The sequence below is a fragment of the Rhodococcus sp. Leaf278 genome (assembly GCF_001426085.1).
Classification (GTDB): Bacteria; Actinomycetota; Actinomycetes; order Mycobacteriales; family Mycobacteriaceae; genus Rhodococcoides.
The window spans coordinates 1-25,617 of sequence record NZ_LMRR01000019.1; the positions used below are offsets into that span (position 1 = coordinate 1).

Genomic DNA, 25,617 nt, shown 5'->3' on the forward strand with positions numbered 1-25,617 from the left:
CGGGTTGTAGCTGCGCTTGACTGCATCGATGGTGCGCAGCAATCGCGCGAGTCCATTGGCTGAGAACAGCGCGGACTGAGTCACGACGACGGCGGCGCGCGCTGCAACAAGGGCGTTGATAGTGAGCAGATCGAGGCTAGGTGGGCAATCGATGAGGATCACGTCGTACACGCCTCGTACGACGTCGATTGCGTCGCGAAGCCGCCGTTCTCGGCCGGCACCGGCGACGACCAATTGATCTCGGACATAGGCCAGGGACTCGTTCCCCGGCGATGTGGGTAGGAGGTCTACGCCAGGCCAGATGGTGGGGACGACAGCATCGGCGATGGTCGCGTTCGACAACTCGGCGAGTACGTCGGCAACACCGACATCGTCGCTCTCTAGCTCGGTCCTGGTCAGGACTGTGCTGGCGTTGCCCTGCGGATCCACGTCGACAACGAGTGCTCGCTTCCCGTCTTGGGCAACGGCGTAGGCGAGGTGAAAGACGGTGGTGGTCTTACCCACTCCGCCCTTCTGGTTGCAGAACGCAAAGATGTCAGCGGGCATCGTGGGTCTCACTTTCCATGGATGAATGGGACGAACTGGGGGTATAGCGGAAATGGGATGTCATGCACGCCTTGGAACCGAGGGATGTGTCGTGCCCCGTAGAAGTGTTGGATGTATCGCAAGGAAGGGGCTCGATTCGCGAGTCGCGCCCCAAAGGCGAAAGGCATGCCACAGTGGTATGAGAAGCGTTTACTACCAATACATCCCGGGTGTGAGTGACATCCCTTGTGTGTGTGGGAGGTGAAACCACCGCAGGACGTATGACATCCGTCGCCCGCGAGTCATCTGAGGCACTCTTTGCGGGTAATTCAGGTATGGGACTGGCGGGCAACGCCGCCGAACCGCTAGCGGGAGCGGCCTGCACCGGCGGGCTGATGCGCTCGTGTCCAAGGAACCAAGTGTTTTGCCCTGGTTGCATCTTCGAGAATTTTGCGTCCACAACGGATACGAGCAAGAGCGCGGCAAGGATTGAAAAATCGAGGTCTGAATGACGGTTCGCCATGCCAGGCAACTCAGTGATGTCAGCATTGCAGATGGGTCGAGAACTCAACTGGTACCTCCATAGTGGTGACGTATGAAAGACAAGGGACTTCGTTCATTCCCTCCGGACCCCCCATGGCCCCTGAGCCAATTTCCGCACCCGCGTTGTCCGCTCCACGCCCGATAGCCCCGCGCCTCGATGGGCGCGCGGCTAATCGGTATCGCCACCCGTTCGATGATCAGTCGAGCCGGTGGTGCCTCGGGGCCGGTCTCCGAGGATTTACAAAGGGTGCACAGGCCGGCGGCAGGCTGGTGTTACGTCGGGCTCTGCCAGAAAACGACGCTGCGACAGCAACTGCGGGCGGACTTCAACGACACGCTGGACCCAACCTGGGGTATGGCGTGACGCAGAGAATCCTGTAAACAGTTCGTACGCAGATGGATTCACCGAGACATGGGTGAATCCAGCCTCCACTCATCCCCGCTTTGCGTCGACAACATCTCGAAGCAGAGCGCGGGCATGAGTGCGGCAAAACGCCTTGTGAGGCGCGTCAGGACCGATTAGCATCCGTGGGAGAAACTCCTTCCTGCAAGGTGGGGATTTCGAGGACGCCCTCGGCACCGGTGCTCGTAACACCGGAACTCGCCGGGGGCGTCTCTAGTTCGTACGGGTCTGCGGTGAGAGGCATGTCAGGCAACGCCCGAGCTGACGCGTGCCGCCTCCTCCAGTCCGACGATGTATTCGTCAATGGCCGTGTCGGGAATCAGACGGCGCTTACCGACCTTGACGCTGCGAATCTCACCGGCCGCAAGCTTGTTGAACAGGTTGGAGCGTCCGAGACCCGTCCGAGCCATCGCTTCCTGGACCGAATACAACCGTCGAGACATGGTGTTTCCTTTCCGCATTCTGTGTGACGAAGCCACAATCGCGCACTCGATCGAGTCCCATCCATGTGGTTCCACCACAACGTAGCAATTCCGTAGCGTTGCCACAACACATACGGAAAATCGGCTAGACTGCGTTCTTATGACACAGGATTGGGCTGAACGGCTAGTAGCCCGCGTCGCCGGTGAAGTTCGGCGACTCCGAGGCAAGGACCACTCTGGGCTTTCAGCAGCGAAACTTGCCGACCGGACATTCGACATCGGCTACGGCATCTCCCGTTCAGTGGTAGCCGACCTGGAGACTGGGAGAAAGAAGAGCATCGACGTGGCCGAACTATTGGTTCTCGCAGCGGCTCTTGGGGTGTCACCAGTGCAACTCGTATTCCCCGACCTTCCAAAAGGTTCAGTCGAAGTACTCCCCGGCCTTGATCAAGAGTCACACGACGCGCTTCGCTGGTTCAGCGGCGAGGCTGGCCTGATGAAACCGTCGAATGGTTGGGCCGACTCTGAGAGCCAGGAACCCGTCGAGGTATGGGCTCGTGAGCAGTTCGACCCAAAGAACGACCGGGTTGGCATCACGCGTGAGTGGCTTCAAGCACTGCACTCGATGCGCCGTGCGCGGGTTCAGCTGCGAAATGGCTTGTCCAAGAAAGAGTCTGCAGAGCACATCGAGACTATGCAGATGGCTTACGAGGATGCGCGAAGACGTTCGGAGGAGCTATTTCGTGAGATGACGGACTTGGACATGGACACCGCGAGCGAACCCGATGAGTACAGCTAGGAACCGCCTTCCGGCCGGAATCAAAAAGGTGATGGTTCTGGATCGGGCGACCAAGCAGAAGGTCGTCCGGTATCAAGTGACCGTCAACGCCGGCGTCGATCCGAACACCGGTAACCGGCGGCAGATTCGACGACGCTTCCGCACGGAAAAAGAAGCGCGTCTTGCGCTGTCGGAAACTCAAGTTGCCGTCGACCAAGGAGCTTTCGTTCCGCGGACCGACGTCACCCTCCGAGAAGCTATCGACGCCAATTTGACAGCCCGCCACGGCCTTCGTGAATCGACTCTCGCTGGGTACCGAGACATCATCAAACCAGTCGCTCAAGAGTATGGGCACCTGAAGGTCCAGGCTTTGACAAAGCATCATATCGTCAAACTCATCGCAAAGCTGCGCGCCGGCGACTTCGTACGGGAGAACGGGAAACGTTCGAGGCCGTGGGGTCCGCGTTCCGTCAATCTGATGCTCACTGTCCTGTCTCTTGTGCTCGAGAGTGAACAAAAGCAGGGCCACATAGCGCGCAACGTAGCCACCCTGGTCGACCGCCTTCCGCGTGAACGTCGAACCATGGATACCTACACTGCCAGCGAAGTCCAACAGATTTTTGCTTACACCACTGGTGATCGCATGCAACATACGTGGCACCTCGCACTCTCTGGCTTGCGGCGGGGCGAAGTTTGCGGGTTGCGCTGGAAGGACATTGATTTCGAGTCCGGGACAGTGTCGATTGTGAACAACCGCGTCATGGTCGGCGGGCGAGTCGTTGAGAACCCACCTAAAACGGACTTCTCAGAACGGGTACTACCTCTCACCGAGGAGCTGGTTTCCGCACTGACATCTGCCCGAAAGAGGCAGAAAGTCGAACGCCATCTGGCAGGCGAAGCTTACGAGTCGGGCGAATACGTGGTGTCGGACGAACTCGGCCGCCCAATTCGCCCCGACCTCGTCTCGGCTGCATGGGGTCGGATGACCGTCAAAGCGGGAGTACGGAAGATACGCTTTCACGACGCTCGCCACACCTGCGCGACGCTGATGCACCTCGAGGGCGTTCCCATTGCCGTCATTTCAGCTTGGCTGGGCCACACCGACGCATCCTTCACTATGAAGACGTACACCCATAGTCAGAACCCGGCGCTTCTCCTAGCGGCGACGCATCTCTCAGCAGCAATGTCAGGACGCAAAAGTAGCGATCTCCAGTGATGGACAATCTCTCGTCAAACGACATCGAAGATCCAACGCCATCGCAAAAGCGCCAGCAGAGCACTGCCGCCTCAGAGCAAGGGTCCTTTCCTGGGCGGCAGACCTGAAGATGATCACCGATCCGTCCGGGAGACCGAACGATCCGCAAGACCACACCTTGGGGGTGCCCAGACGCAGGCGGAGATGTTGATCGAATCGCTACCCGTTCGCGGTGCGCGTTGCATAAATGCAGGTCAGGCGCGTCTAAGTTTGGAGCAGTGAGGCGACGACATAGCCCGGAGGATCGGGCAAGTGCCGTTCTTATCGAGCTGTAAACGGCAGTTTCCGCACCGTCAAGGAACCTTGACGGAAATTTGCGTCGACACTACCCCCGCCCGGCCCAAGGAGCACGTACGTCACCGATACGTCCGTAGGCGACCATCTCGGTCCAAAATGCGCACAGTCCGGACGCCCATTGCTCGGCCGTGAGGGGAATGACCGGCGGGTAGTATCCGTACTGCTCGCCCCACGTTCGGTCAGTCGGCGGTACGCGCAGTTCCGGTTCGGTCGGAATGGGTACGTGGGCGTCGTAGAGAGCGGGGCTGCCGGTGAGCTGGTAGACCAGATTTGCAGTCCTGCCCTCGAGGTCGAGCGAGAGCGGCACGAAGCGGGTGTCCACCACACCGCGGATACGGAGCCTGTTCGCGAGAGCAGTGAACGTATCGAGGGTGCCGGGGTCGGCGTTGCGGCTGTCGACACGGACTCGCCATCTACCGTCGGGAGTCGTGCTGGGGTCGAGATAACGGGAGGTGGCCGCGTACGGACCGAATTCCGAGAGATATTGTTGCAGCACCGCATTGCCCGCACTGGCCGCGAGTTTGCGAACGCCGTTCTCGGTCGGGCCGTCGATCCGAGACCAGTCGAAGTTATCGGGCGCGAGCATCGGCGCGGCGGTGCGGTCGAGGATCACCCCGAACCTGAACGCCGCCGCAGACGCAGTCGGCTCTCGGCCGTCACCGTATTCGTAGGCGTAGTCGGCCCACCGATCACCGAGCGCGGCACGGACCCACCCCTCTGCTTCGGTCACCGGAATCGGTGCGTCCGGAGGACCGATCGTCCGCAGCGGAGGTTCCGTCGGCGGTAGTCGTCGACCGGCAACACGCACCCGTACGAAGACCGGACCGGTCTCGGGTGGGAAGGTGCCGAGATCGTCGGTGTACGGATGAAAACTGCACGCGACGACGACGCGGATCGTCTCGTCCCGTGATGCTGGTCCCTGGAGCCGCTCGTGCGGGCCCAGGCGGTCATCGGAACGGCCTCGAGAGGTCACCAACAGCTCAATGCGATTGCGCAGTCTGGTGATCACGACGGGATGGCTGCGCCGCACGAATTGCGCAACCATGCGAACATCTTCGATCTGCGAGGCGGTCAGATCGCCCGGAGCGATCACCGCCCGCAGGCTAGACGGATCGTTCGGACGAATCCCGTCAGTCATGGCGTCGACCTCCGGCGCGGCGGTGCGGGAACTCACGCACCAGTTCCGGGTAGCACCCACGCAGATACAACCCGGTCACAGTGACCGCGTCGTCGGCGAGCCAGTGCCAACTCCCCCGCGGCCACGTCGCGGCCTCGGCGCGCGCATCGGCAACGGTCGTCACACCGGTGTCGCTCTGCCGCAGGATCACCGAGCCGTCGTCCCAGTCGATAGATGATGCGCGAGCATCGAGAGGACCATGGGCAGCGATGATCTCGAGGTCAGCGTCGATCTCGAACGCCTCGTGCTGAACCCGCCTCCGAAACGCACTGTCCAACAGCGTGTCCTGCGTCAACGACACCACCAACCACGGGCCATCACCGCCCCCGGCCTGCACCAGCAGCGCCGACACAGCGCCCACCACACCGACGTGCCGCCGCATCACAGGCGCAGTGACGATCGCCAGACCGTCGTCGACCAGCACAACCGGCGCATTGTCGAGACCGAGGCACTCCCTCGAAGTGGTAGGCACCCCGAAGTATTCGTCGCACTGCCCGGACAACAACTCGTCCAGCAGAGGACCTGTCGCACGGCGCGCCACAGCCCACCGATCCTGCCGGTCGATCGCATCGACGAGTTGACCAACAAGAGCGATGAAGCCTCCCCGGCCGGTACCGGAGCCCAGACGGTTCGGCGTCACAGCACGATCACCGAGTACGACGCCGGCCTCATACCGGGCCATCGTCCGCATCGACCGAGGCATGATCACCAGAACGAGTACCCTCGGCCCCGACGGTGCCCGCCCCCTCGGGTGAGCGTACGTACCACCCGTCGGAGCCCCCGGCAGCCATCGGTGCTTCGACCCCCGACCAGCCCACACACCTTGCGGCGGTGAGTATGTCGCGTTCGGTACGTGGACGTTCGGTCGGGAAGTCGCGCCACGTCGCGATGAGTGTCCGTACGGATTCGAGCACGGTGATCTCGGGGCCGCTGTTCGGTTGCGCCATCGGTGCGGCGGGGACATCACTCCACAGGTGCGCCCCAATCGCCGGGTGCACGAACCCGTCTGCGATGCGCGCCGACAACATCCTGCTCTGCGCCCGCGCGCCCGCCGCGCATACGCCGTCTCCACAATCAGCACCTAGATCGAAGAACAACTCCTCGGCAAGTCGATACTGTTCCTGGTTGATGCGCGACCCGTCCGCGACGCGCTTGTCACCGGATCTGAACCGTGTGAATCGGGAGAGCACCCCCGTCACCACGGCCGCGGTGTCGGGCGGGATGAGCGGCGGCACCAACGCCAGGTCACCGTGGACAGCAGACATATAGCCCATACACGCAATGGGAAATCTGCTCCAGTCGCTCTCCCCCACCGCCACCGCCGACGCGGTGAAGACGAAGTTGTCGAACAGATCTCGGTGGAACGGCGGTAATCGGCGCATCGCATCTGCATCGGCCAGTGACACACCGTCGTAAACGAAACGTTCGAGGGTTCGACCCTCGACTTCCTGCAACCACATATTGAAGCCCGCGCACTAGGGGGCCGCCGAACGAAGCCGACGGGCGCGAGATCACCAGGCACCAGTAAACACGCCCGGACTTCCGAGCACAACGACAAGCAGTGCATGTGCAGCCTCGACGAACGAAACGTCATGTACTAAGGGCGCACCAGCACAGCGTTGTCGGCGCTAGTTCCACCAGACCCCAGCCATGCCTTGATCACAATTCCGGCTGCGACAGAACGCTAGTCGGCCAGCTACCGCGACTCAGAAAGTATTGTGTTGCTTCGGGTTCCTCTGTGTACTCCAACAGGTTACCCACCTTTCGAGCCAACACCTCTCGTACTTGGCTAGGTTCGGCGAAGAAGAATTCACGCCTGAGATTCGTAGCCGTCAGTTTCAGCGTGAAGCAGCATCCGTCTCAATCAGCTACCGCAAGGCCACTGGAGTTTCGCCTGCGCGGTTACTGGTAGCTCTGCTTCTACGATGCGCGCGAGGATGTCAAGCGTCGAACGATTCCTAGAAGGAACCCTCATGCTGGATTTACGTCGGTGTCGGTGTCTGGTTCTATAGTGCCGCGTGTGAGCGAGAACGAGCCCGTCGGAGTGGAATCGGTGCCCGATCGTGTGCTCGACGAGCTTGCCGACGTCCTGATCGACAGGCTTGATCAACTTCTCGATCGGTTGACCGACCGGGCGTTGGCTTCGCCGAGGCCCGGGTCGGCGGGATGGGAATTGGAGTGGAACAACCGCGAGACGGCGAACGGCCGGGTTCGAGCCCGCGAACGCTCGCGGGTTCGAACGGAATTAGTGCGACGCGCAGGTGCCGGCCTCGGGATGGTCGACTTCGCTCCCCCATCGCCCCTGCAAACGCCGGTGGTACGAACGCGCAGGGCACGGTCCGGTCGTGATCGCTTGGACGAGGCACAGCTGGCGTTCTTCTGAGAACGACTGGTGTGGTGCATGTTTCGCCCCATGCAATCGGAGTTGACAATGCAAGGATGGCATTAAGTTGCTGTATGTCGGGATCAATCCGCTTCGAGATCGTTGGATTCGAACTCGGACGTTCGCCACATCGATATAGCTCTTGTCGGGCCGGCGCTGCGCAATCTTGCGTTCTACCCTGTCGTTGCCCAGGGGGGTCCGTCGCGTCCGGCGATATGGTGGATCCAATGAGCAGCACGGCGAGCGACTCCGGGGCATCGGGCAGTACTTCCCGTCCGTCGCATATGGATGACCCGGGAGGCGTTACGGCGATCCTTGTTGGGCTGGTAGTGGCATTGAGGCCTCACGTAACGGTCGAACTGGGTTGGAGTGAAAGCACCGTTCGGTTCGCGGCTGCGGTGCACGAACTGGTTTTGTCCCCGCCAGCGCAACCGCAGACAGCACCACAAGAAGGGCTGCAGCATCCTGAAGGCCGATCTTTTTACAGTATCGACCCTCGGCACTCCCATCCAGGCTTCGACAAACCCGGTGAAGCGTTCGAGCCAGGCTGCGGCGACCGCATCCGACGAATAGGTTCGACACTGTACGACCTTGATCCTGCGCATCTGACACGCCTCGGACCCATCGACCTCGCGTATGTGGGAGCGGGCACCGTCGTGGATCATTCGCGAATTTTGCGACTGTTGTGGCCGCGAATCGCCGAAGGCGGTGTGATCGCATACCTCCGTCCGCCAACGGCGGGAAAGACGGGTGAATCAGCAGCGGCGACTGGGAGCGAGCCGGCAGCCATCCGGGACACGTTCTGGACGGCTGTGCAGCACTCTCATCCAGAGCGATCTCAAGTGCTGCTGTTGGGTCCTGTTGACGGTAGCCCCAGGGGTGGAGTCGGACTGATCCGTAAAATGTCCCACGGTGAGACGACGTCTGACCCGGGTAACTTCACCGACGAACTGGTTGCTCGCGGCGGTCCCCCTGTACGGTTCGCCAATCTCGGATTTCACACCCCGGATCGGCTCGACGACAAAGCTGCACGCATCTTGCGTCTTCTTTCGGACGCACAAACTCGTTCGGTTCTTTTCGCAGTGGGGGGCCGATGCAACTCGATCGATGATCTCGAGGAGGAGCTCGGTTACTCGCGGCGAGCCATTGCCAAAAGTCTGGCAAAGCTTTTCGAGGCGGGGGCATTGGTCGACGACGGTAAGAATCTAGATACTTCGGATACCTTCTGGTCTCAGTTCCTCGAGCTGACGACCTCTATCCCACCCGCACCCCACCGTGCGAAACGTATTCGAGGTCAGCACACCGTTCTGGCAGCGATCGCAAATCAGCTTGACCCAGATGAGTGGGTTGGAGAGCACCACGTGAACGAACTATGCCTGACTGTCGACGAAGACTTCGCCACGCTCCGGCGCGAGCTCGTGGACCGCGGATACTTGGTGCGAAGCGAGGGCCGATACAGGCGTGCTCAGTGAGGCACACAGCTCAGGCGTAACGCGTGCTGTCATGATGCAAAACAGGCTTGTGTGTCGTGCAGCGAGATCCGTGACCGACCCAAAGTGGTGTGTTGTCAGATGATGTCGTCATCGAGTGAGTAGTACCCACTGCTCAACCGGGTCCACTCGGAGCATTCGCCGCTGGTGTCGTCGTAGGCGAGAAACGATCCGGGTACGTTGACCAGTTCCGACACATGTCCGGGGTAGACGAAGATCCGTTCGCCCACTTGCGGCACACGGCGTGCTTCGACCGGTAGCGACATTGAATGGCAAGGGCCTGTCGCCGTGAAGGTGATCAGACCATCCGGAGTGGCTGCGCTGACCGGCTGTTCGATTCCCGGATAAGGGTCCCACCGTCCGAAAGTGGCCGATCCGGCATCAATGGTCACAGTGTTGTCCTCGACTGCTACAACTGTTGCCGCGACTCCGACAGCGATGTCGGATGTTTCGCACAATCCCAGCTGCGCCAGGCCCCAATCGTTGAGGACGTAGCTCGCACCGGCTACTTCGTCGACTCCATCGGCTGCCATGGAACCCTGCGCGATCGCGGTACTACCCGTCAAGACTCCGAGGTGATGGCAACCGAGCCGAGACTCGATGGAGTCACGCAGGTCTGCGAGTAGTCGGCCTTCTTGCCGGCCAATGACATCGAACGGTGTCCAGTTCCGAGTTTCGTCGCGGGCGTACAGACTCCGATACGCGGTCAGACCCCACAGTCTCAGGTGCGGCGAAGTCAGCGCTGCTGCACACAGCGCGGCGGCGTCAATGGGCCGGCACCCACGGAGCCCCGAGTCGACTTGGACGCGAAGCGTCACGCTTGTGCCGAATTTCGCTGCGGCTGCTTCGTATCCGCGCAGCAGCTCGATGCTGTCCACGTCGGCGAACACGGTGTGCCCGTCCGAGTTGAGTCGGGCGATCTCGTCCCACACACGTGGCTTGTAGTGGATCCATGACAGGACGAAGTCAGTGTCCAGTCCGGATCCATCATCATCTGAATCTCGCGGACTCGTGACACTTCGAAGCCGGGTGCACCCAGTTCCAGCTGGCGCTCGGCCAGAGCTACGGTCTTGTGGCCCTTGAAGTGTGGGCGGGTTTGCTTGCCTGCCTGGGTCACTTGCGACTGCCAGCGCTCGATGTTGGCATGCGCTAACTGGGTATTGAGCACGACGACAGGCGTGGTCGGGAGCTCTGCGGACAGGAGAAGTCTGTCATGCCACATGTTTCCGTTTATTGTCATTCTCATATGTTTCGGTGGGTTGCTTCAAAACTTCAGTGTGGAGAGATCGTCACCGGTGTCTTGGGTGCGAAGGAGACGCTGGAGTGCTTTGACTTCCGAGTCCATGGAATCGAATACAGGTTGCAATACTTCTGGACCGGAGAGCTTGTGGATGACCAGTAGCCCACCTTGGCGAACCTTGTGTACCTCGGGCATCACCACGAACTCGATGCGCGAACCGTCATCTTGGTCGTATGTGGACCTGATCAGTTGCCTGACCACAGGCACCGTAACCGGGCGAACTGCCGTTGTGCCGTCGGCGAGCTGCACAGGGATCGTGAGAGTTGGCTCGTGCATGAGGATCCAGGAATCGGACGCCATATACGGCAGGAGGGTATTGACGAACCGGATGTCTTCAATCGGATCACCCGCATCGAGCCAGGCAACGTCGACGGCCGCCGTCAAATCCGCCAGGATGCGGGGCCCATCGTCGAAGAAATTCTCGCTTACGAAGTTCAGATACGCGTCCCACCCTTTGGCCTGCGCGATATCGACCACTCGATCCGCGGCCGACGGTTGAACCGAGAAATCCTCGAAAACGGTCAACGACGGGTGATACGGGGTGAGCGCGACGCGTGGAATGAGCAGAGATTGGCGTTCGGGGTCGTCGATCTGGCCTTGCACTATCTGTGCGTCGCGATGTAGTTCGGCGGCGACGTCCGAAAGCGCGGACAGCATGCACAAGGTCGTGTAGCCCGCTCCGATTTCGAGGAGCTGGGTGGGACGTGTCATCTTCACCAGGGCTTCCAACACCGAACCCACGTTTTCCGTGCCCATCCCTGTGCGTAGCGCCTGCGCCCGTTCGTGGTCAGTCAAGTTCACCCAACGTCACCGCGTTCCATGTGAATAAAACCTCCGGCGAGTAGCCGCTGCAGAAAAGCGTCGTTCCGGACATCGATCGTCGCCACGGTTGATCCGTCCACACTCCTCCATATCGCCGCCGCCCCGGCAGACAGTCTGAGACGGTCACCGGTGGCAAAACAGAACAACCGGAGTTCATCGGAGTCCGGTTCTACATACTCGAACACGGCACCGGACTGCCACATCAGCAGATCGGTAGGTTCTGCAGGGATCGACTGCAGGTCACTGGCGGCTCGGCCGTCGTCGACGATGTCGACCATTTCCGCCGCCGCCATTGTCCGAAGCACTGCATGCACCGATCCTGGCATCGAATGGTGGTCGATCTCCGCCCATTTTGCTACGACACCCGCCACGCGACACCCGGTGAACATCACCTCGCCAATATCGGGAGCTAGTTCGACGACCGTGTTCGTGGCAGGCATGAACACACCCATCACACACATCTGCGGGGTTCTGTACTGCAGAGACGGCCCTGCAGGGGAGGTCAAAGCACGACCCGACATCCGAATAACCGTATCGAGGTGCAGTGCGAGCAGGGGCTCAGTGGATAAGTCCTGCGCTGGAGCGAGGTCCGAGTGACCATAACTTGTGACGGCCGTGTCGCTTGGCGGCAACCACAGAAATTTCCATAGGTCTGGGGTGCGAGCACCACTGAACGGTGCGTACGCCGGCATGAATGGATCGCGTTCAGGCATCGACGTGGGCTTTCTGACGATTTCGTAACACATACCCCAGGGCTAGCAATGCACTGACTGCACTGAATGTGGAAGCAGTGATCAGACCGGCGCGAGCTCCCGTAGCGGGGAGGAAGCCGGCCACCATCAGACCCGCCACGCTTCCTGTTTGTAGTACCGCAAGGTAGGCGGCGGCAACCGATCCGACCACTGGCCGCGGGGAAGCCACCAGTACCGCCGAACGCATGTAAATATTCTGCAGTGCATTGCCCGCTCCACCGACGATGAACGCCATATAGGTGAACCAGGGCGTCGCCAAGGCTGCTGCGATGCCGAAACTGGCAACGTGGACTATCGCGAATGCGACAGCGAGCATGGTCGAGTCCGCGACGCGGTCACCCTGGGGAAGTGCTCGTGTCACGAACGGCCCGACAAGAAGGCCGATGCTCCACATCGTCAACAATGTTCCGTAACCCGCGGCACCTAAATTCAAATCTTCGACGACAAAAAACACCAACAGCACGTCGAAGACTGCAGATCCGGCAACAGCCAACACCACGGCAGCCAACGGCACAAGTACCTCCGGCTGGGAGAAGAGAGTCTTGAACCCGACCAGCAGGTGAGGGGTTTCCTGCTCGGCTCCGTCGTCTGCAGTGGCCTCGCCGTGCGCGTGAGTATTTGGAGAACGCAGCGACAACATGAACATCACAGCGGCGGCGATGTAGGCGGCGGACATACATGCGAGAGCGACGCGGTAGCTCAACGTCGATATCAAGAGCGCGGCCAATGGTGGCGCTACCAGAAAGCTGCTGCTTCGTATCACTTCGAGCGCCGCGTTGGCCCGGGCTATTGACCACCGAGTGCCTTCGACCAGGCGAGGTACGGCAGCGATCAACGCGGTGCTCACCACGGCGGCCGCGACACCCAAAGTGCCTACGAGCGCGATTACCATCCAGAATGGCTCGACAGCGCCGAGAACCAGGACTACGACGCCAGCGGCAGCTACTGAAGCTGTGATCGACACCCGTGTCGGATGTTTATCGACAAAACGGCCGATCCACGGTGCCAGGACGATCGATGGCACGGTTACAGCGATCATGAGACTGGACACGCCTGCCACAGAAGAGGTCTCGAGAGCCAACGTGAGCGTCGTCGCCACGACAGTTACTTCGTCGCCGATCGTCGCAACGAACACCGCGAAGACAAGACCCGTCGCGAAAAGTACCGCAGCGATCGAAGTTCCTGGTCGCGCAGATATCGAGGTCTTTGGTATCTGGCTATCAGGCACTCTCGACCCCGCCCCATTCGTGAAGTGTGCCGAGAACCTGCGTGCCCTCGTCTTCGGGTGGGGGTTCCACGATCGATCCCGTTGCTAGGTCGTTGAGAAGAGTTTCGATGAAAGGAGTCTGCGCTGCAGCGGCGACGTTTACGTCGCACGAATAGAGGAGCATCGAAGAATTGCTCGGATCGCTGGTGTACAGCAATCGAGCTCCAGAACGCAGTCGCACGCGGGAAGGTAGGGCTGAGGTGGTCGACGTGAGTGGTCGTGCGGCGTCCAATCTGGCGGACGTCGACGATCTAAGCCAACGCGCCACCGAGATTCGATGTGCACTTCGGTCAGCGAGCATCTTTTCGATCTGATCGAAGGCGCTGAGAACAGCGGCAGGGTTCATCGTGGAGCCGTCCCCCCGCCCCCGAATCGGTGCGACTGGATTGAGGAGCGACCGCACAGGCATTAGAGCTTCCTCCAATGGGTCACGTGTGACCTCGAAGAACACAACGTTCAATGCGATTGTTGCTGCGTCTGGTGATTCGCCGATGTGAAACTCGTCCGGCGGGAGGTAGGTGACCCCGCCTGGCTTACCGTTCAAAACAACTGCCTTGTCAAGGAGATGCTCGTATTCGGCCGATCGGGCGGGAAGGAGATCAGCGCAGTCCGGCGGCCAGGTCACCAACCGCTTCGGCCCTCGCAAAGTGAGACTCAAATTGTGAGCGAAGTCCTGATGGATCCCAGCTTTGGTCGATTTATACCTGCCGATAAACACATCCACGTCTGTTCGACCGATCGGGACCACACCGAGGTGGTCTTCGACGTGGGAAGCGAGTTCGGCCGCACGATCCCACAATGGGACTGACACGCGCTGTAGTCCGGAAAAGGCACATGACCACCAACGACCCGCGGCGCGCTCGTCGACGCGGCGTAGATATTCATCCAGGCCACCATCGGAAGCCGCGGGCAGAAGCCAATCCGGCGTCTCAGTAGTCTCGGATCCTTCCAACGACGCCGTCACAGAGACACCCATCGCGGGTCCACCAGCTGCGGCGCAAACGATCGCCTGCCAAATGTCAGCTTCGGCCGTCTCGACACCAACAGGTGATGCCTGCACCTCCAACGGCGCTTTATCCCATCGGTCCCGTAGAACGGCCCAAAATGCTTCAGCGTCCACGAACTCCCCTATCAAAAAGCAGAGGTGGCACCATCCCCTAAGGGATGACACCACCTCAGCCGGCCGATGTTATGCGAATGCGACCTTCGCTGCCTGGGGTGCGGTGGCGTCGTCGGCGAACGCGACCTTCGCTGCCTGGGGTGCGGTGGCGTCGTCGGCGAACGCGACCTTCGCTGCCTGAGGTGCGGTGACATCATCGGCGAACGCGACCTTCGCTGCCTGAGGTGCGGTGGCATCATCGGCGAACGCGACCTTCGCTGCCTGAGGTGCGGTGGCATCATCGGCGAATTGGATCGACATGACTCTTCTCGTGTCACTCATCGTTTGTCGTGAACCTCTCGACCAACATACCGGACGTTCGGAATCTCGCAAGTGAGATCGTCCTGAACGTCTGAGCTCAAGAGTGCTTCGATCGCACTTCGACAACTGTGCGCGTCGAAATGGAGGCCACCGTGTCCGCGCCAACACGGCATCGGGCCGGAATCTGCGTCGTCTTCGGGATGGCTGCTCGTGATGCGTGTGAAGAGCGCCCAGCCCACGCTCCGACTGTCAGGGTCGCTGGGCGAGTCTGCTGAGTTCCAGCAGTAAAGATCGACGCCGTCGACACCGTCAAAAGCACGCCCGACGATGTTGTCGCATTCTGGACAGACGACCTCGACGATGCATCGGGTCCAACGTTCTACGTCAGGAGCGCGCAGGTCAAAGCCGTAGCGCGGACCTTGCTGCGTCGTCCAGAACATATCGAAAATATAGGCCACCTCGACCCACCCCATCTGATGGGTCGAATCTGCGGCGGAACCTGAGGCCAGAGGAAGGTAGGGGTAGCGCAGAGATTCTGTAGGCGGCCACGTCGGTAGGGGTGCTGAGAATCGGCGACGATAGACGGTCGACCGTTAGATCAGGTGACGCCACACCGTCTCACAACCCTGACTGGACTCGTCTCGTACGGTTTACTGGCTGCGATGGCCGACACCGACTTGCTCCGCTCTTCACGAGACGGCGACCAGTTTCACTACTACTGGGCAGCGCGCCGTTGTCTGGAAATGCTGCGCCCTGGTTCGGATCTGGTAGCGGTTTCGATCGAAGGAGTGGCCGGAAACGAGTTCGACGAGTTCCAATCCGATGACGGGCTTGAGGTCATCGATATCGCCGAATACCGGGGTTCGGAATCTGTCGCCGCAGCCACCTCCGTGGTGTATAGCCAGCTTAAACATACCACTGTGAGGCTCGACGACGAGATCACCATGTCGGAACTGAAGAAGACACTCCGGGGATTCGGTAAGAAGTTCCACCACCTCATTCAGAATTACCCAGCTGTGCTGTCGAAGGTCCGATTCGAGATGGTCACCAACCGTCTACCGACAGCGAAGGTGCGCACAGCGCTAGGCGATGTCGCGGTCGATAATCCTGAACCAGCCGATCCTCTGCAGGTCTCGCTGCTCAAGAGCTACCTGCAACTCGATGACGTTGAATGCCAGGCCTTCTGCCAAGCGTTTCGTTTCGACGATCGCGCTCCCGACCTGCTGCCACTGATTCAAACCTTCCACATCGACGTCACCAACCTGTTGCCGGGCTCCCCACCCGATGGCCCATTGCGACTCAAAGAAATTATCGCGGTGCGCGCGACCACCCGTGGTGCCGCCGTGCCCGAGGTCCGTGTCGACGACGTCCTCCTTGCACTCGGCACCGACCTGGGCTCGCTACTCCCCGCGCCGCCGTGCTTCGACACCCCTAGGGAAGTGGTCGAACGCGTCGAGTTCAAGGAAATCGCAGCACAAATAGTTTCTACAAGTGAAAACGTGATTGTTCACGCTGCAGGCGGGGTCGGGAAAACAGTACTCACAACTTCACTAGCCGAGCTCTTGCCGATCGGTTCGCAGTGCGTCACGTACGACTGTTTCGGTGCCGGCGGATACCGCCGCTCGAGCGAACCCCGACATGAACACAAGCAAGGGCTCATTCAGATCGCAAACGAGCTTGCCAGCCGTGATCTGTGCAACGTGGTTCTACCGAGCGCAAGCGCATCGGCCCAGGACTACATGCGCATCTTCATGGCTAGGCTTCGCGAGTCGAGCAGAACCCTAGATGCGCGTTCACCCGGCGGTCTACTCGTCATAGCAATTGATGCTGCCGACAATGCCGTCATGGCAGCAGCTGAATTCGGAAGTACACAATCCTTCGTCGTCGACATTCTTCGAGAGCGTGCACCGACGAATGTCCGGATCGTGCTGCTCTGCCGCACCGAGCGACGCAGCCTACTAAAACCACCTGCCGAGGCTCTCCACATAGAACTGGACGGTTTCACATCCTCGCAGTCCGCAGCGCACCTGCTGAAGACCTATCCACAGGCGAGCCTCGCTGACACGCGCGAATTTCATGACCGAACCGGCGGAAACCCGCGCGTTCAAGCGCTCTGTATAGATGAATCAGACAGCGTGAACGAGTGTCTGATGATGCTTGGTGAGCAGCCATTGCCCCCACAAGCTGCGCTCGACCGGCTCATCGATCTACAAATTCGGAAGATTCGCGACACCTACCACGCAACGTCGAGTCGGGATATCGATTCGATCTGTCAAGCTCTGGCTTCTCTCAGGCCAAGGTTGCCCGTAATCGTCATCGCGCAGCTGTACGGGATCGATCCGGCCACAATCCGCAGTTTCGTCGCAGACCTCGGTCGTCCACTGATGCTCAACGTCGACGTGCTCCAATTCCGTGACGAACCAACGGAAACATGGTTCAGGGACAACTACAAGCCCAGAGGTGCAGACCTAGACCAATTCATCGAGCGCCTACGGCCACTCGCAGAAGCGAATGCCTACGTAGCAGCATCTCTACCTCAAATACTTTGGGATGCGAGACGATTCGATGATCTGGTGGCCATAGCGTTGACACAGGACGGCCTCCCACACACGAACGACATCGAACGCGCCGAGATTGAATTCCAACGAACCCGCTTTGCCCTCAACGCCTCGCTGAGGGAAAGTGACGACTCTTCGGCCACGCTCCTTGCTCTGAAAATCGGGTCTTTGACAGCGGGGAAGACCCGGCGGACAAAGCTGATAACGCAGAACACCGATCTAGCTGGTGCCTACTTCGACGAGCAGTCCGTCGAAGACCTCGTCGCGAACCGCACTCTGCGAAGCGACTGGCCGGGCATGAATCAAGTGTACGAAGGCGCGATTCTATCGGTAAGGGCATCTACAAGGACCGCAGCGCGCAACCGCCTGCGCAGCGCGCACGGATGGCTAGTTGCATGGACTCGGTTACCTGGAAGTCTGCACAATGACCAACGGATCGAATCTGCTGACATTGCCGAAGCCGCACTCGGGACGTTGAACGTCGATGGTCCGCAGGGTTGCGCAGACTATTTGCGCCGGTGGTTGAGACCGGCGGATGTAGCATTCGAACCTGGCCTGATAGTCGCAGCCAGGCTGATCGACGCGGGTAGATTCCAAGAGCTTGATCGATTGGTCGACTCGTCTGTTGACCTGGAATACCTTCAGCTTGCGATCGCCGCTCGGGCCGGGCGATCTGGCTACTACCTGAGCTACTCCGCGACGTCGGTCATTGTCGGCATGCTTCAGGATCGGACCGACGCGTTGCCAAGCCAGTCAGGGCGCAATAGGCAGACGCACCACATGCTTTCCGCGATCGTATGGACACTCGCCTGCGCAGAACGCCATGCGTTGCTGACCGATACAGACGCTCTCGCCATACTCGATAGCTATCTGAATGATAAGGCACCGCAGGGAATTGCGTCCCGCTTGAACGACGAGCGTCTCACGACGGTCAAGGCGTGGGCACTGCGCAAAATGCTCCAGAACACCGAACTCGATGTAGTCGATCTCGCGAGTCCAGATCTCGTTCAAGAGATGGACGCTAAGAGCGGACGAACACAACGACTTTCGGAATCCACCGACAACATAACGCCACTGATCCCATGGGCGCGAGCGTGGGCAAAGTCGACTCGAAACCAACAAATCGACCTCCGCGCGCTATTCGAGAGCCTGCCGAAAAGGCGACCGCGCAGTGGAAACTACAGCCTGCCCTACAGTTACCTGCGTGATGTTGCCCACCTCGGTGCCGAACTACTGGTAAACCAACCGAATAACGACAACCTCAGCGCATACACCGAGTGGCTCAATACCTTTCGTGAGAGTCTCCCCATCGATACCCTGATCGATGTGATCCGACTCGCCAGCCGTTCACAGCCGATGGACGACCTACTCTATGCAACGGCACGAGCAGTCTCGACCGCAATCAAAGACACGCAACTGGACGCCGACGAAAGTACAGCCTCGTTCGTCAACCTTGCCAGGGCTATCCGAGGCCACGACGCCGACGAAGCTGGGCAGTACTGGGCGAAAGCCGTCGACACCGCCGACCGGATAGGCGACGACGCCTACGAGCGATGGCGGGTTATTCGCAACCTCAGTGAGATCGCATCAAAGGCCGTACGAGCGGATCACTCCGCCAGACGCGCCTACCAGGCGTGCCAACTGATCGAAGCCCTCTACCCATACTCGGGAGACTCGCTCGATTTCTCCGACGCCATCCGAATGGTCGCAAGATTCAGCCCAACCGCGGCCGTCAGTACCGCCTCACGGTGGACAAATCGAAACGTGGGTGTATTCACCCGGGTCTTGGATGGTCTTGTCAACTATCCAGACAGCGCACTGTGCAACCATCCACTCGAAGCTCTGGCGCTCACTCCGCTCGCGCCCAATTCCGACATCAGCAGCCTTGTCGGTCCTGCACTCCACGCAGCTGAATCCCCACAAAATCTGCTCGAAGCCTTCAGCGCACATGACCGGGCCGCAACACACCCGACCACCTTCTTCGACACAATCGACGAACTCGCGGCCAAATTCCAACTCGACCTCAGCACGACCGTCTACGGTGCCAAGACCCGACACGTCTACCAGAGCCAGGAGTATCCACCGACTAGGTCTTCGATCTTCCGCAACGACACGAGCGATGTCGACCATCGGCGCGAGAGGGCGGAAGCACTGATAAAGGCCCTCGATTTGACGAATCCGGCCGACCTGGATCGTGCGCGCGCCATAAGTGAAGAATCCGGCCGCGCGTACGACATGTCTAACCTGGCCGACGAGATCATCTCGCAACCCCGAAGAACCTGGGCAACCACGATCAACGGAATCGCCGCCAACACCAGAATCAGCTTCTACCACAACCGCCAACTCGTAGATGCACTGCTGAACGTGCCTGACCTGCCGGAAGCAGCCAGCGCAGCCTGCCGCCGACTCGTGGACACCCTCGTACACCGCTTCGCCGAAGAGATACTCACCAACAGCTGGGGACCTGCAGCACTGGAGCCTCTATCGAAACTGTCACACCGAGCTCCCGAGGACCTCATGGCGGCAGCTGTGCAAGATCTTGGCACTCGAAACAACACGTTGAACAGTACCCAATATTTCACGTTGGCCGGTGTGCTCGGCGAGGGTCTGTCCCCCGATGACGCGCTGATGGCGTACAACGTCGCCGTGGCCGACCTCGAATATCTGATCGAGCCTGAGACCAGCGACGGGCCATGGACCGACGAACTGGTACCACCCAATGACGTCGTCACCTCCCTTGCGGGCTACTTATGGACATTGCTGGCCAGTCCAGATGAAAAAAATGGCTGGCTTGCAACACATTCGGTCAAGCTGCTCGGCGAGTTCGAACTTGACCAGGCGCTTACGGAACTGAGCCACTTTGCATGTGGTGCGCCGATCACAGCTTTCGTAGATCACCGTTTGCCGTTCTACCGAAAGCACGCTGAGCAGAGATTATTTCTTGCTCTGGAGCGCATTTCGACTTCGCGCCCTCGCCAGCTGCAACCATTCGAGCAACTATTGCGCGCCGCAACGCTGGGGGGTGACGAGAAGCACGTGCTCCTCCGAGAATCCGCGCGCCGGACTTTGTTAGAAGCCCACGCTCACAACGCCATAAGCCTGACAGGCCCCGAGCGGCTGCGCTTGCAGGAGATCAATCAACCTTCCACTGCGCCAGTCGCGAGCTCTCGCCACCAAAGACCACACTCTCAAAACAACTACATGAACGCCCCAGAAGTCGACTTCCATTTCATGACGGACTTTACCGAGCACTGGATCGAGCCACTGGCAAGGTGTTTTGGAGCTGACCCTCATGAAGTCGAGCGCCTGTGCAGCGATCTGATTGCGGCTGAATGGCCGCACTACGATGGACGCGCCAGCGGCGATCCACGACACCAACTGGACTTGTTCGCAGACAGCAAGACACACCTTTTCAAGTACGACCGTCCCAGCACGCACGACCTCAATTTCTATTTGTCGCTACACGCGCTGATGACGGTCGCCGGGGAACTCATAGACACATCGACGGTCTATCGCGAGTCCTACTCCGACGTTGATGACTTTACGCTCTGGCTCTATCGAGAACGACCCACTCGCAACGACGGCCGATGGTTGGCGGACCGCCGCGACGCCACCCCCTCCGATCAATTGTCTCTTACGGCGAGAGCAACAGAAGATGCCAGTTGGCTCGAGTCTGCAGGTTCTCCTGCGAAATTGCTTTCGCCACCGGGGAGCGACCTGCTCGTCGTATGGCAGCACGCAACCCAGGCCGCGGGGAAAGGAGGAGAGATCACAACGATTCAAAGCGCGCTAGTGTCGCGATCCAGAGCGAAATCGCTGCTAGCAGCAATGCAAACGGCCGATGACTCTTACGACCTCAGCCTACCCAGCCATGACCCTGACGACCTGAGGAACATCAGCAATTCGGCGTTCATACTACGCGCCTGGATCGATGACAGAACACAGGAACCCAGGGCCGACGGTGCCGACCCCCGCTCCGGAGGGATCACCTACCCCAGTCCTCGGCCGGCACCATACATACAGGATCTCCTCAACGTCACCCCCGATGAAGACGAACGCATCTGGACACGAACGCAATCCGATCTACCGGTATTCGTAAGCGCTGTCTGGGACGATCGCACAGATGTAGGACACGGAAGATCACACGGACCCGACGGCAGTCGACTAGCGATCGACCCCACAGTCCTGTCCACAGTCCTGCGCGATACTGGGATGAATCTGATAGTCAAAGCAACAATCGAGAGATACCGAGATGACGACTCCGGGAGAAGAATCCGCGGCGACGACGACACCCCAATCGATCGAGCCTTCGCAATTGTCGTCATCGACGACAACGGAGCTCGGACAGAATTATGAATCTACGCTCCAATTGGGAAAAGAGATCGCGTCCACGCTCCAATCGCACGACATCCTCGGCCGGTGGATGGCACACCACATCGCCGAGATGATCACCCGGTTGGACGACGTGAGCGCCGCCGAACGACCAGCGCTGGAGCGTGAATGCGCACACGAGATACAACAGCTGTGGACGCTCCGTAGGCACTACCCGACCACACCCCGCCCAATGGAATCCTTCGAGGCGATCTACCGGACGCTAGAGCGGCTTTCACCAGATCAGCCGCAATGGAGCTACTTCAATCACTTCGGGGATGACCCACCTCAGGGCAGCGACCAGAACATCGAGCTTCTTAAAGCCGCAAGAGAACTCGAAACGGCTGCCCGCGACGTCGCACGCACGCTCGTTGTGGAAGCAGCAGCAATAGCTGAAACCAGGGAAGCCAAGTGGATCGAAGCGGCATCCCACATCGAGGACGAAGAGTCAGGTGTACTCGCCCAGATAACGCGAATACGGAGGACTTATTCATCGAGTCATATCGAAGACGATCCACTGACCCAAACCGACGAGGCAACTCGTGCCCTCGACAGGGTGATCAGGATCTGTTCACACGCTAAGACAGTACTTGCTACGAATCAGTCCAACCAAGAACCGCAATAGGTGTGCTGCCGCCGAGGCGACGGGATCGCGAGTTTTCCTCGCTCATACCGTGCAAGCTACGTCTGGCGGTATGCGGATACACCGGAGTCGGTCGAAAGCAGCCACTGCGCTCTCCAGCCGCACTGTGCTGCAATAGCTATTCAAGAGCATTCACCGCGTCGGTTAGCAGGCGCAATGCCTCGTCGGGGGTTAGGGGGACGTCGTTCGTCACATAGTGACGCATCGTGACTACGTAAGCGGTCTCGCGTTCTTCGATGATCGGTGGGTAGGTTCTCTGATCATGACCTCGTGGTCCGTCTGACCCGGAATGGTTGAAGCGTTGTACTACCCAGCTTGCCCTTTTTGACTGCGCGTTGAACACGAATGCGATGTTGGCGTCCGGTTCTGCCCTCGTAAGAGACGTGTACACAGCACCCCCAAACAGGACGTGGGTGCCCTCCAGTTTGTTCGACAGCGCCGCGTGCGAAGTCCACGGCCAAATCACGAATGTGACAATCGCACGCCCCAGCCCCAGATGTATCTGCGCTCCGTCATCCCACAGCTTGGCCTCGGGATCTGCTGCTTGTGCACCCTCCTCCGCTTCGCTCAGTATGCCGATCAGATCCGCACCGGCCTGTACTCGAAAATCGTCAAGAAATTGAGTGTGGGCGTTCGCTTGAGCAGTTCGCGCTTCAGCCTCAGAGGCCCTCTGGCTTTGCGCTGCAGCGGCGGACGCCAGCTCGTTCTGCGAGGCGGACAACGGTGCAGTTGAGCGTTCCAGCATCTCAAGCACGGCGCGTGCGTCCTGCGGTCGCTCATGAGGACTCTTCGAGAGCAGTCGCGTCGCCAATCGGCGGAAGACCGGGGGCACACCGTCAGGCAAGTCTGGAGGCGTTAAGTTGAGATGTTGATTGCGATAGTCGTCACTAGCCGGACCGACAAAAGGCGCTTTGCCTGAGACTAACTCGTGAAGAATGATACCGAGTGAATAGAAGTCTGACTTGGTGGTCTTCGGGTCAAGCTTCCAAACTTCCGGTGCCATGTATGCGGGTGTACCCAAGCCGTGCAGACTATGTGAAGCGGTCAAGGCCGCCAAGTCTCGGGAAAGTCCGAAGTCCGACAGCACCCAGTGAGAATTAATCTCTAGTATGTTCGCGGGCTTGAGATCTCGATGAATAACGCCCAAAATTTGCAGCTCCTGCAGTCCCCTCGTGATATCCATGAGAATGTTCACAGCCAGGGGGCGGTCGACTGGACCACTCTTGAGATAGTCCTCCAGTGATCTCGCAGCTCGCGGCATGACAATGTACAAGCTTTTGTCGTGGAAGATCGCCGAATGCGGCCGCATCAGATGGTCCGTACTGGACGTCGCGGCCCGTATTACCGTCGCAATTTCGCCCTCGCGCAGTAGTGCGCGGTCCAGGTCTCGATCGTCAACCAAGATCTGTTTGATTGCCACGTCCACACCGCTGTCGGACACGCCTGCGAAGACCTGCCCGTAGCCGCCGCGGCCCAGACGCGTGCGTCTGTCGATGATCCACTGAACGCCGGTATCCGGATCCGTCAACTGCTCGCCATGCATGAAACTACTACTCTCTACTAATGGAAAGGAGCACAAAAAGAAGTCGTGCTGGCCGTAGGAATGCCAGTACCCGGCTCTTACGTGCAGCTTGCAAATTCTGTATCCGCCATCCGCGCAGATGCACCGAACGCAATTCCGTTCAGTTTGGTCGCTACAGCCCGATATTCGTGACCGCGTTGCCGACCAATGGTGCGTGCTCACGACGGTAGACCTCGACGGAATCGAGGCTGGCGTGACCGGTCTGTCGGGCAATGTCGGATCCGTCGGCACCGTTGCGTGTGCCTTGGGTGACGAAGCCGGCGCGGAGCGAGTGCCCGCCCAGTTTGGTCAGCGCGGTGGGGTCGTACCCGGCGTGTTCTGCGCGACGGCGGATGGTCTGGTGAATCGCGGCACCGGAGAGTGCAGCACCAAGGTTGCCGTTCTTCGCAATCGCTCTGAGCAGGGGTGCCCGTGCTGAGGTGGGGGGTATTCCCCCGCGGCAAACGTGTTCGGTGAACGGTTCCCGTTTCCGAAGTAGGCGGATCACGGACGGTCGGCCGCCGGTATCGAACGCGGCGACGACCTGGATCCAGCGGACGTAGGCGCAGGGCGGGCAGGTCTCGTGGAACTCGGTAAACGGCAGAGCTTTCACCGCTCCCCTGCCCTCCTGATCGGTCTTCGATTTCCGTAGCCGGATGTGCAGGCCGTCGTGCCGATGTACGGCGACGTCCCCACACACCATCTCTGACAACTCGCTGCGGCGGTACGCACCGGCAAACCCGAGTAGCAGAATCGCGGCGTTCCAGGACCTCGTCGGGCCAGCCGCAGCACCGCCGTCGAGCAGTGTCCACAAGAAGTTTGATGTCATCGACCAGCAGAGGGTCCCGTGGGGTGCGGGGTCGGTCACCCGCTGCGGCGTACTCCCGCCGGATCCCGGACAGCGTAGCGGTCACGAGTTCATGCGCGGAAGGAGACAGATGCCCGGTTGTCCGGTGTTGGTAATTGATCGCGGCGATCCAGGTGCCGAAGGTGGCGACGGCGTAGGCCCGCTCCCCTGTTTCGGTTCGAGTGTCGGCGGCGTCGACGAGGTAGGCGGCGACGGTGATCGGGTGCGCCGGCATCGTCACGTGACCATTCGTCTCGCACCAGCTGGTGAAGCGTCTCCACGCGGCCGCGTACGTCCTACGGGTTCCCTCGGAACGGGAGGATTGCACAGCGCTGGCGATCCGCTTCGCGACAGCAGGCGGGATCTCCGGCTCGACAGCCACCGACCCGACGCTCGCGGGGATGCCCACGATACCGGGTGTCGCAGGCGCTCAGCCTGGTCGGGAGACCATGCGAGCATTTTAGCGCAGGTCACCGGCACGTCTGCAGAGCAAAACTGTGCTGAACTGGCGTTTTGCCCTAGACGTTGCGGAAAATGCAATTTACGAGGTTGACATCGGCCATTGCTAGGTTGACTGAACCACCCGGCATTGGGGTCCAGATCGCTCGGTGCGAACGCGCGTGACTAACCGCTGTCAGGGCTCGAACGGTTCCCGCAACAGTTTGATCCGGGATTGGAGATTCACCCCGCTCGAAGCGTCCGAAATCTCGGCTCAGTCAGCGCGGTCGAGGCGGACGCCTATGGACATCGAAAATCGACTAAGGAACGAGTAGTGACACTGAGCGGCACGGAACCCCATTTTG

Annotated in this window: 19 protein-coding genes and 1 pseudogene; 6 read left to right on the forward strand and 14 right to left on the reverse strand. The window is 59.9% G+C overall.

Annotation, left to right across the window (positions count from 1 at the left end):
- On the reverse strand, nucleotides 1-546 hold a 546-nt coding region (locus ASG84_RS16555; protein ID WP_057478141.1), incomplete at its 3' end, for a ParA family protein.
- Nucleotides 547-1,716: 1,170 nt separating this feature from the next.
- Nucleotides 1,717-1,914 (reverse strand): excisionase family DNA-binding protein, encoded by a 198-nt coding sequence (locus ASG84_RS16565; protein WP_032368532.1) that lies wholly within the window; start codon nucleotides 1,912-1,914, stop codon nucleotides 1,717-1,719.
- A 139-nt stretch (nucleotides 1,915-2,053) separates the two neighbouring features.
- On the opposite strand from ASG84_RS16565, the gene ASG84_RS16570 reads away from it, so the two are divergent.
- Nucleotides 2,054-2,692, forward strand: a complete 639-nt coding sequence (locus ASG84_RS16570; RefSeq protein ID WP_057478143.1) for a helix-turn-helix domain-containing protein — start codon at nucleotides 2,054-2,056, stop codon at nucleotides 2,690-2,692.
- Nucleotides 2,693-2,723: 31 nt separating this feature from the next.
- The gene (locus tag ASG84_RS16575) at nucleotides 2,724-3,887 is read left to right on the forward strand and encodes a tyrosine-type recombinase/integrase (protein WP_235581697.1); all 1,164 of its coding nucleotides are present in this window, start codon (nucleotides 2,724-2,726) and stop codon (nucleotides 3,885-3,887) included.
- 364 nt (nucleotides 3,888-4,251) lie between these two features.
- Here the strand turns inward: ASG84_RS16575 and ASG84_RS16580 are convergent, their stop codons facing one another.
- Genes ASG84_RS16580 through ASG84_RS16590 form a run of 3 tightly spaced genes read right to left on the reverse strand, consistent with a single transcriptional unit; the run spans nucleotide 4,252 to nucleotide 6,854 of the window.
- A complete protein-coding gene (locus ASG84_RS16580; protein WP_156399560.1) occupies nucleotides 4,252-5,316 on the reverse strand; it encodes a hypothetical protein in 1,065 nt (354 codons plus the stop codon).
- A gap of 37 nt (nucleotides 5,317-5,353) precedes the next feature.
- Nucleotides 5,354-6,082 (reverse strand): hypothetical protein, encoded by a 729-nt coding sequence (locus ASG84_RS16585; protein WP_057478146.1) that lies wholly within the window; start codon nucleotides 6,080-6,082, stop codon nucleotides 5,354-5,356.
- The gene (locus ASG84_RS16590; protein ID WP_156399561.1) at nucleotides 6,069-6,854 is read right to left on the reverse strand and encodes a hypothetical protein; all 786 of its coding nucleotides are present in this window, start codon (nucleotides 6,852-6,854) and stop codon (nucleotides 6,069-6,071) included. Before ASG84_RS16590 ends, ASG84_RS16585 begins: the two co-directional genes overlap by 14 nt.
- Before the next feature lie 566 nt (nucleotides 6,855-7,420).
- Between ASG84_RS16590 and ASG84_RS16595 the strand changes: the two genes are divergently transcribed.
- Both ASG84_RS16595 and ASG84_RS27035 read left to right on the forward strand, forming a co-directional pair.
- Nucleotides 7,421-7,783: a hypothetical protein gene (locus ASG84_RS16595; RefSeq protein ID WP_057478148.1), complete on the forward strand. Its 363-nt coding sequence runs from the start codon at nucleotides 7,421-7,423 to the stop codon at nucleotides 7,781-7,783.
- A 227-nt stretch (nucleotides 7,784-8,010) separates the two neighbouring features.
- Entirely contained in the window at nucleotides 8,011-9,255 is a 1,245-nt protein-coding gene (locus tag ASG84_RS27035; protein WP_162248353.1) for a DUF2087 domain-containing protein, read from the forward strand.
- Nucleotides 9,256-9,350: 95 nt separating this feature from the next.
- Here the strand turns inward: ASG84_RS27035 and ASG84_RS16605 are convergent, their stop codons facing one another.
- The 7 genes from ASG84_RS16605 to ASG84_RS16635 form a co-directional block, all read right to left on the reverse strand.
- Nucleotides 9,351-10,205, reverse strand: a complete 855-nt coding sequence (locus ASG84_RS16605; protein ID WP_057478150.1) for a hypothetical protein — start codon at nucleotides 10,203-10,205, stop codon at nucleotides 9,351-9,353.
- A gap of 332 nt (nucleotides 10,206-10,537) precedes the next feature.
- Nucleotides 10,538-11,374 (reverse strand): class I SAM-dependent methyltransferase, encoded by an 837-nt coding sequence (locus ASG84_RS16610; RefSeq protein ID WP_156399562.1) that lies wholly within the window; start codon nucleotides 11,372-11,374, stop codon nucleotides 10,538-10,540.
- Nucleotides 11,371-12,108, reverse strand: coding sequence for a hypothetical protein (locus tag ASG84_RS16615; RefSeq protein WP_156399563.1), 738 nt, complete (start codon nucleotides 12,106-12,108; stop codon nucleotides 11,371-11,373). Before ASG84_RS16615 ends, ASG84_RS16610 begins: the two co-directional genes overlap by 4 nt.
- Entirely contained in the window at nucleotides 12,101-13,282 is a 1,182-nt protein-coding gene (locus ASG84_RS16620) for an MFS transporter (RefSeq protein ID WP_057478153.1), read from the reverse strand. The genes ASG84_RS16615 and ASG84_RS16620 overlap by 8 nt, the downstream gene beginning before the upstream one ends.
- A gap of 85 nt (nucleotides 13,283-13,367) precedes the next feature.
- Complete coding sequence (locus ASG84_RS16625; protein WP_156399564.1) at nucleotides 13,368-14,534, reverse strand: hypothetical protein; 1,167 nt, start codon at nucleotides 14,532-14,534, stop codon at nucleotides 13,368-13,370.
- Nucleotides 14,535-14,603: 69 nt separating this feature from the next.
- Complete coding sequence (locus ASG84_RS16630) at nucleotides 14,604-14,855, reverse strand: hypothetical protein (protein WP_156399565.1); 252 nt, start codon at nucleotides 14,853-14,855, stop codon at nucleotides 14,604-14,606.
- A complete protein-coding gene (locus ASG84_RS16635) occupies nucleotides 14,852-15,292 on the reverse strand; it encodes a hypothetical protein (protein WP_156399566.1) in 441 nt (146 codons plus the stop codon). Before ASG84_RS16635 ends, ASG84_RS16630 begins: the two co-directional genes overlap by 4 nt.
- Before the next feature lie 204 nt (nucleotides 15,293-15,496).
- Between ASG84_RS16635 and ASG84_RS16640 the strand changes: the two genes are divergently transcribed.
- Nucleotides 15,497-21,748 carry a hypothetical protein gene (locus ASG84_RS16640; protein ID WP_057478157.1) on the forward strand — a complete coding sequence of 2,084 codons (6,252 nt, stop codon included), beginning with the start codon at nucleotides 15,497-15,499 and terminating at the stop codon, nucleotides 21,746-21,748.
- A gap of 13 nt (nucleotides 21,749-21,761) precedes the next feature.
- Nucleotides 21,762-22,388 (forward strand): hypothetical protein, encoded by a 627-nt coding sequence (locus ASG84_RS16645; protein WP_057478158.1) that lies wholly within the window; start codon nucleotides 21,762-21,764, stop codon nucleotides 22,386-22,388.
- A gap of 136 nt (nucleotides 22,389-22,524) precedes the next feature.
- Here ASG84_RS16645 and ASG84_RS16650 read toward each other — a convergent pair whose 3' ends face one another.
- Complete coding sequence (locus ASG84_RS16650) at nucleotides 22,525-23,949, reverse strand: serine/threonine-protein kinase (RefSeq protein ID WP_057478159.1); 1,425 nt, start codon at nucleotides 23,947-23,949, stop codon at nucleotides 22,525-22,527.
- A 151-nt stretch (nucleotides 23,950-24,100) separates the two neighbouring features.
- Nucleotides 24,101-25,226 (reverse strand): annotated as a pseudogene (locus tag ASG84_RS28780) (integrase).
- Nucleotides 25,227-25,617 lie beyond the last annotated feature (391 nt).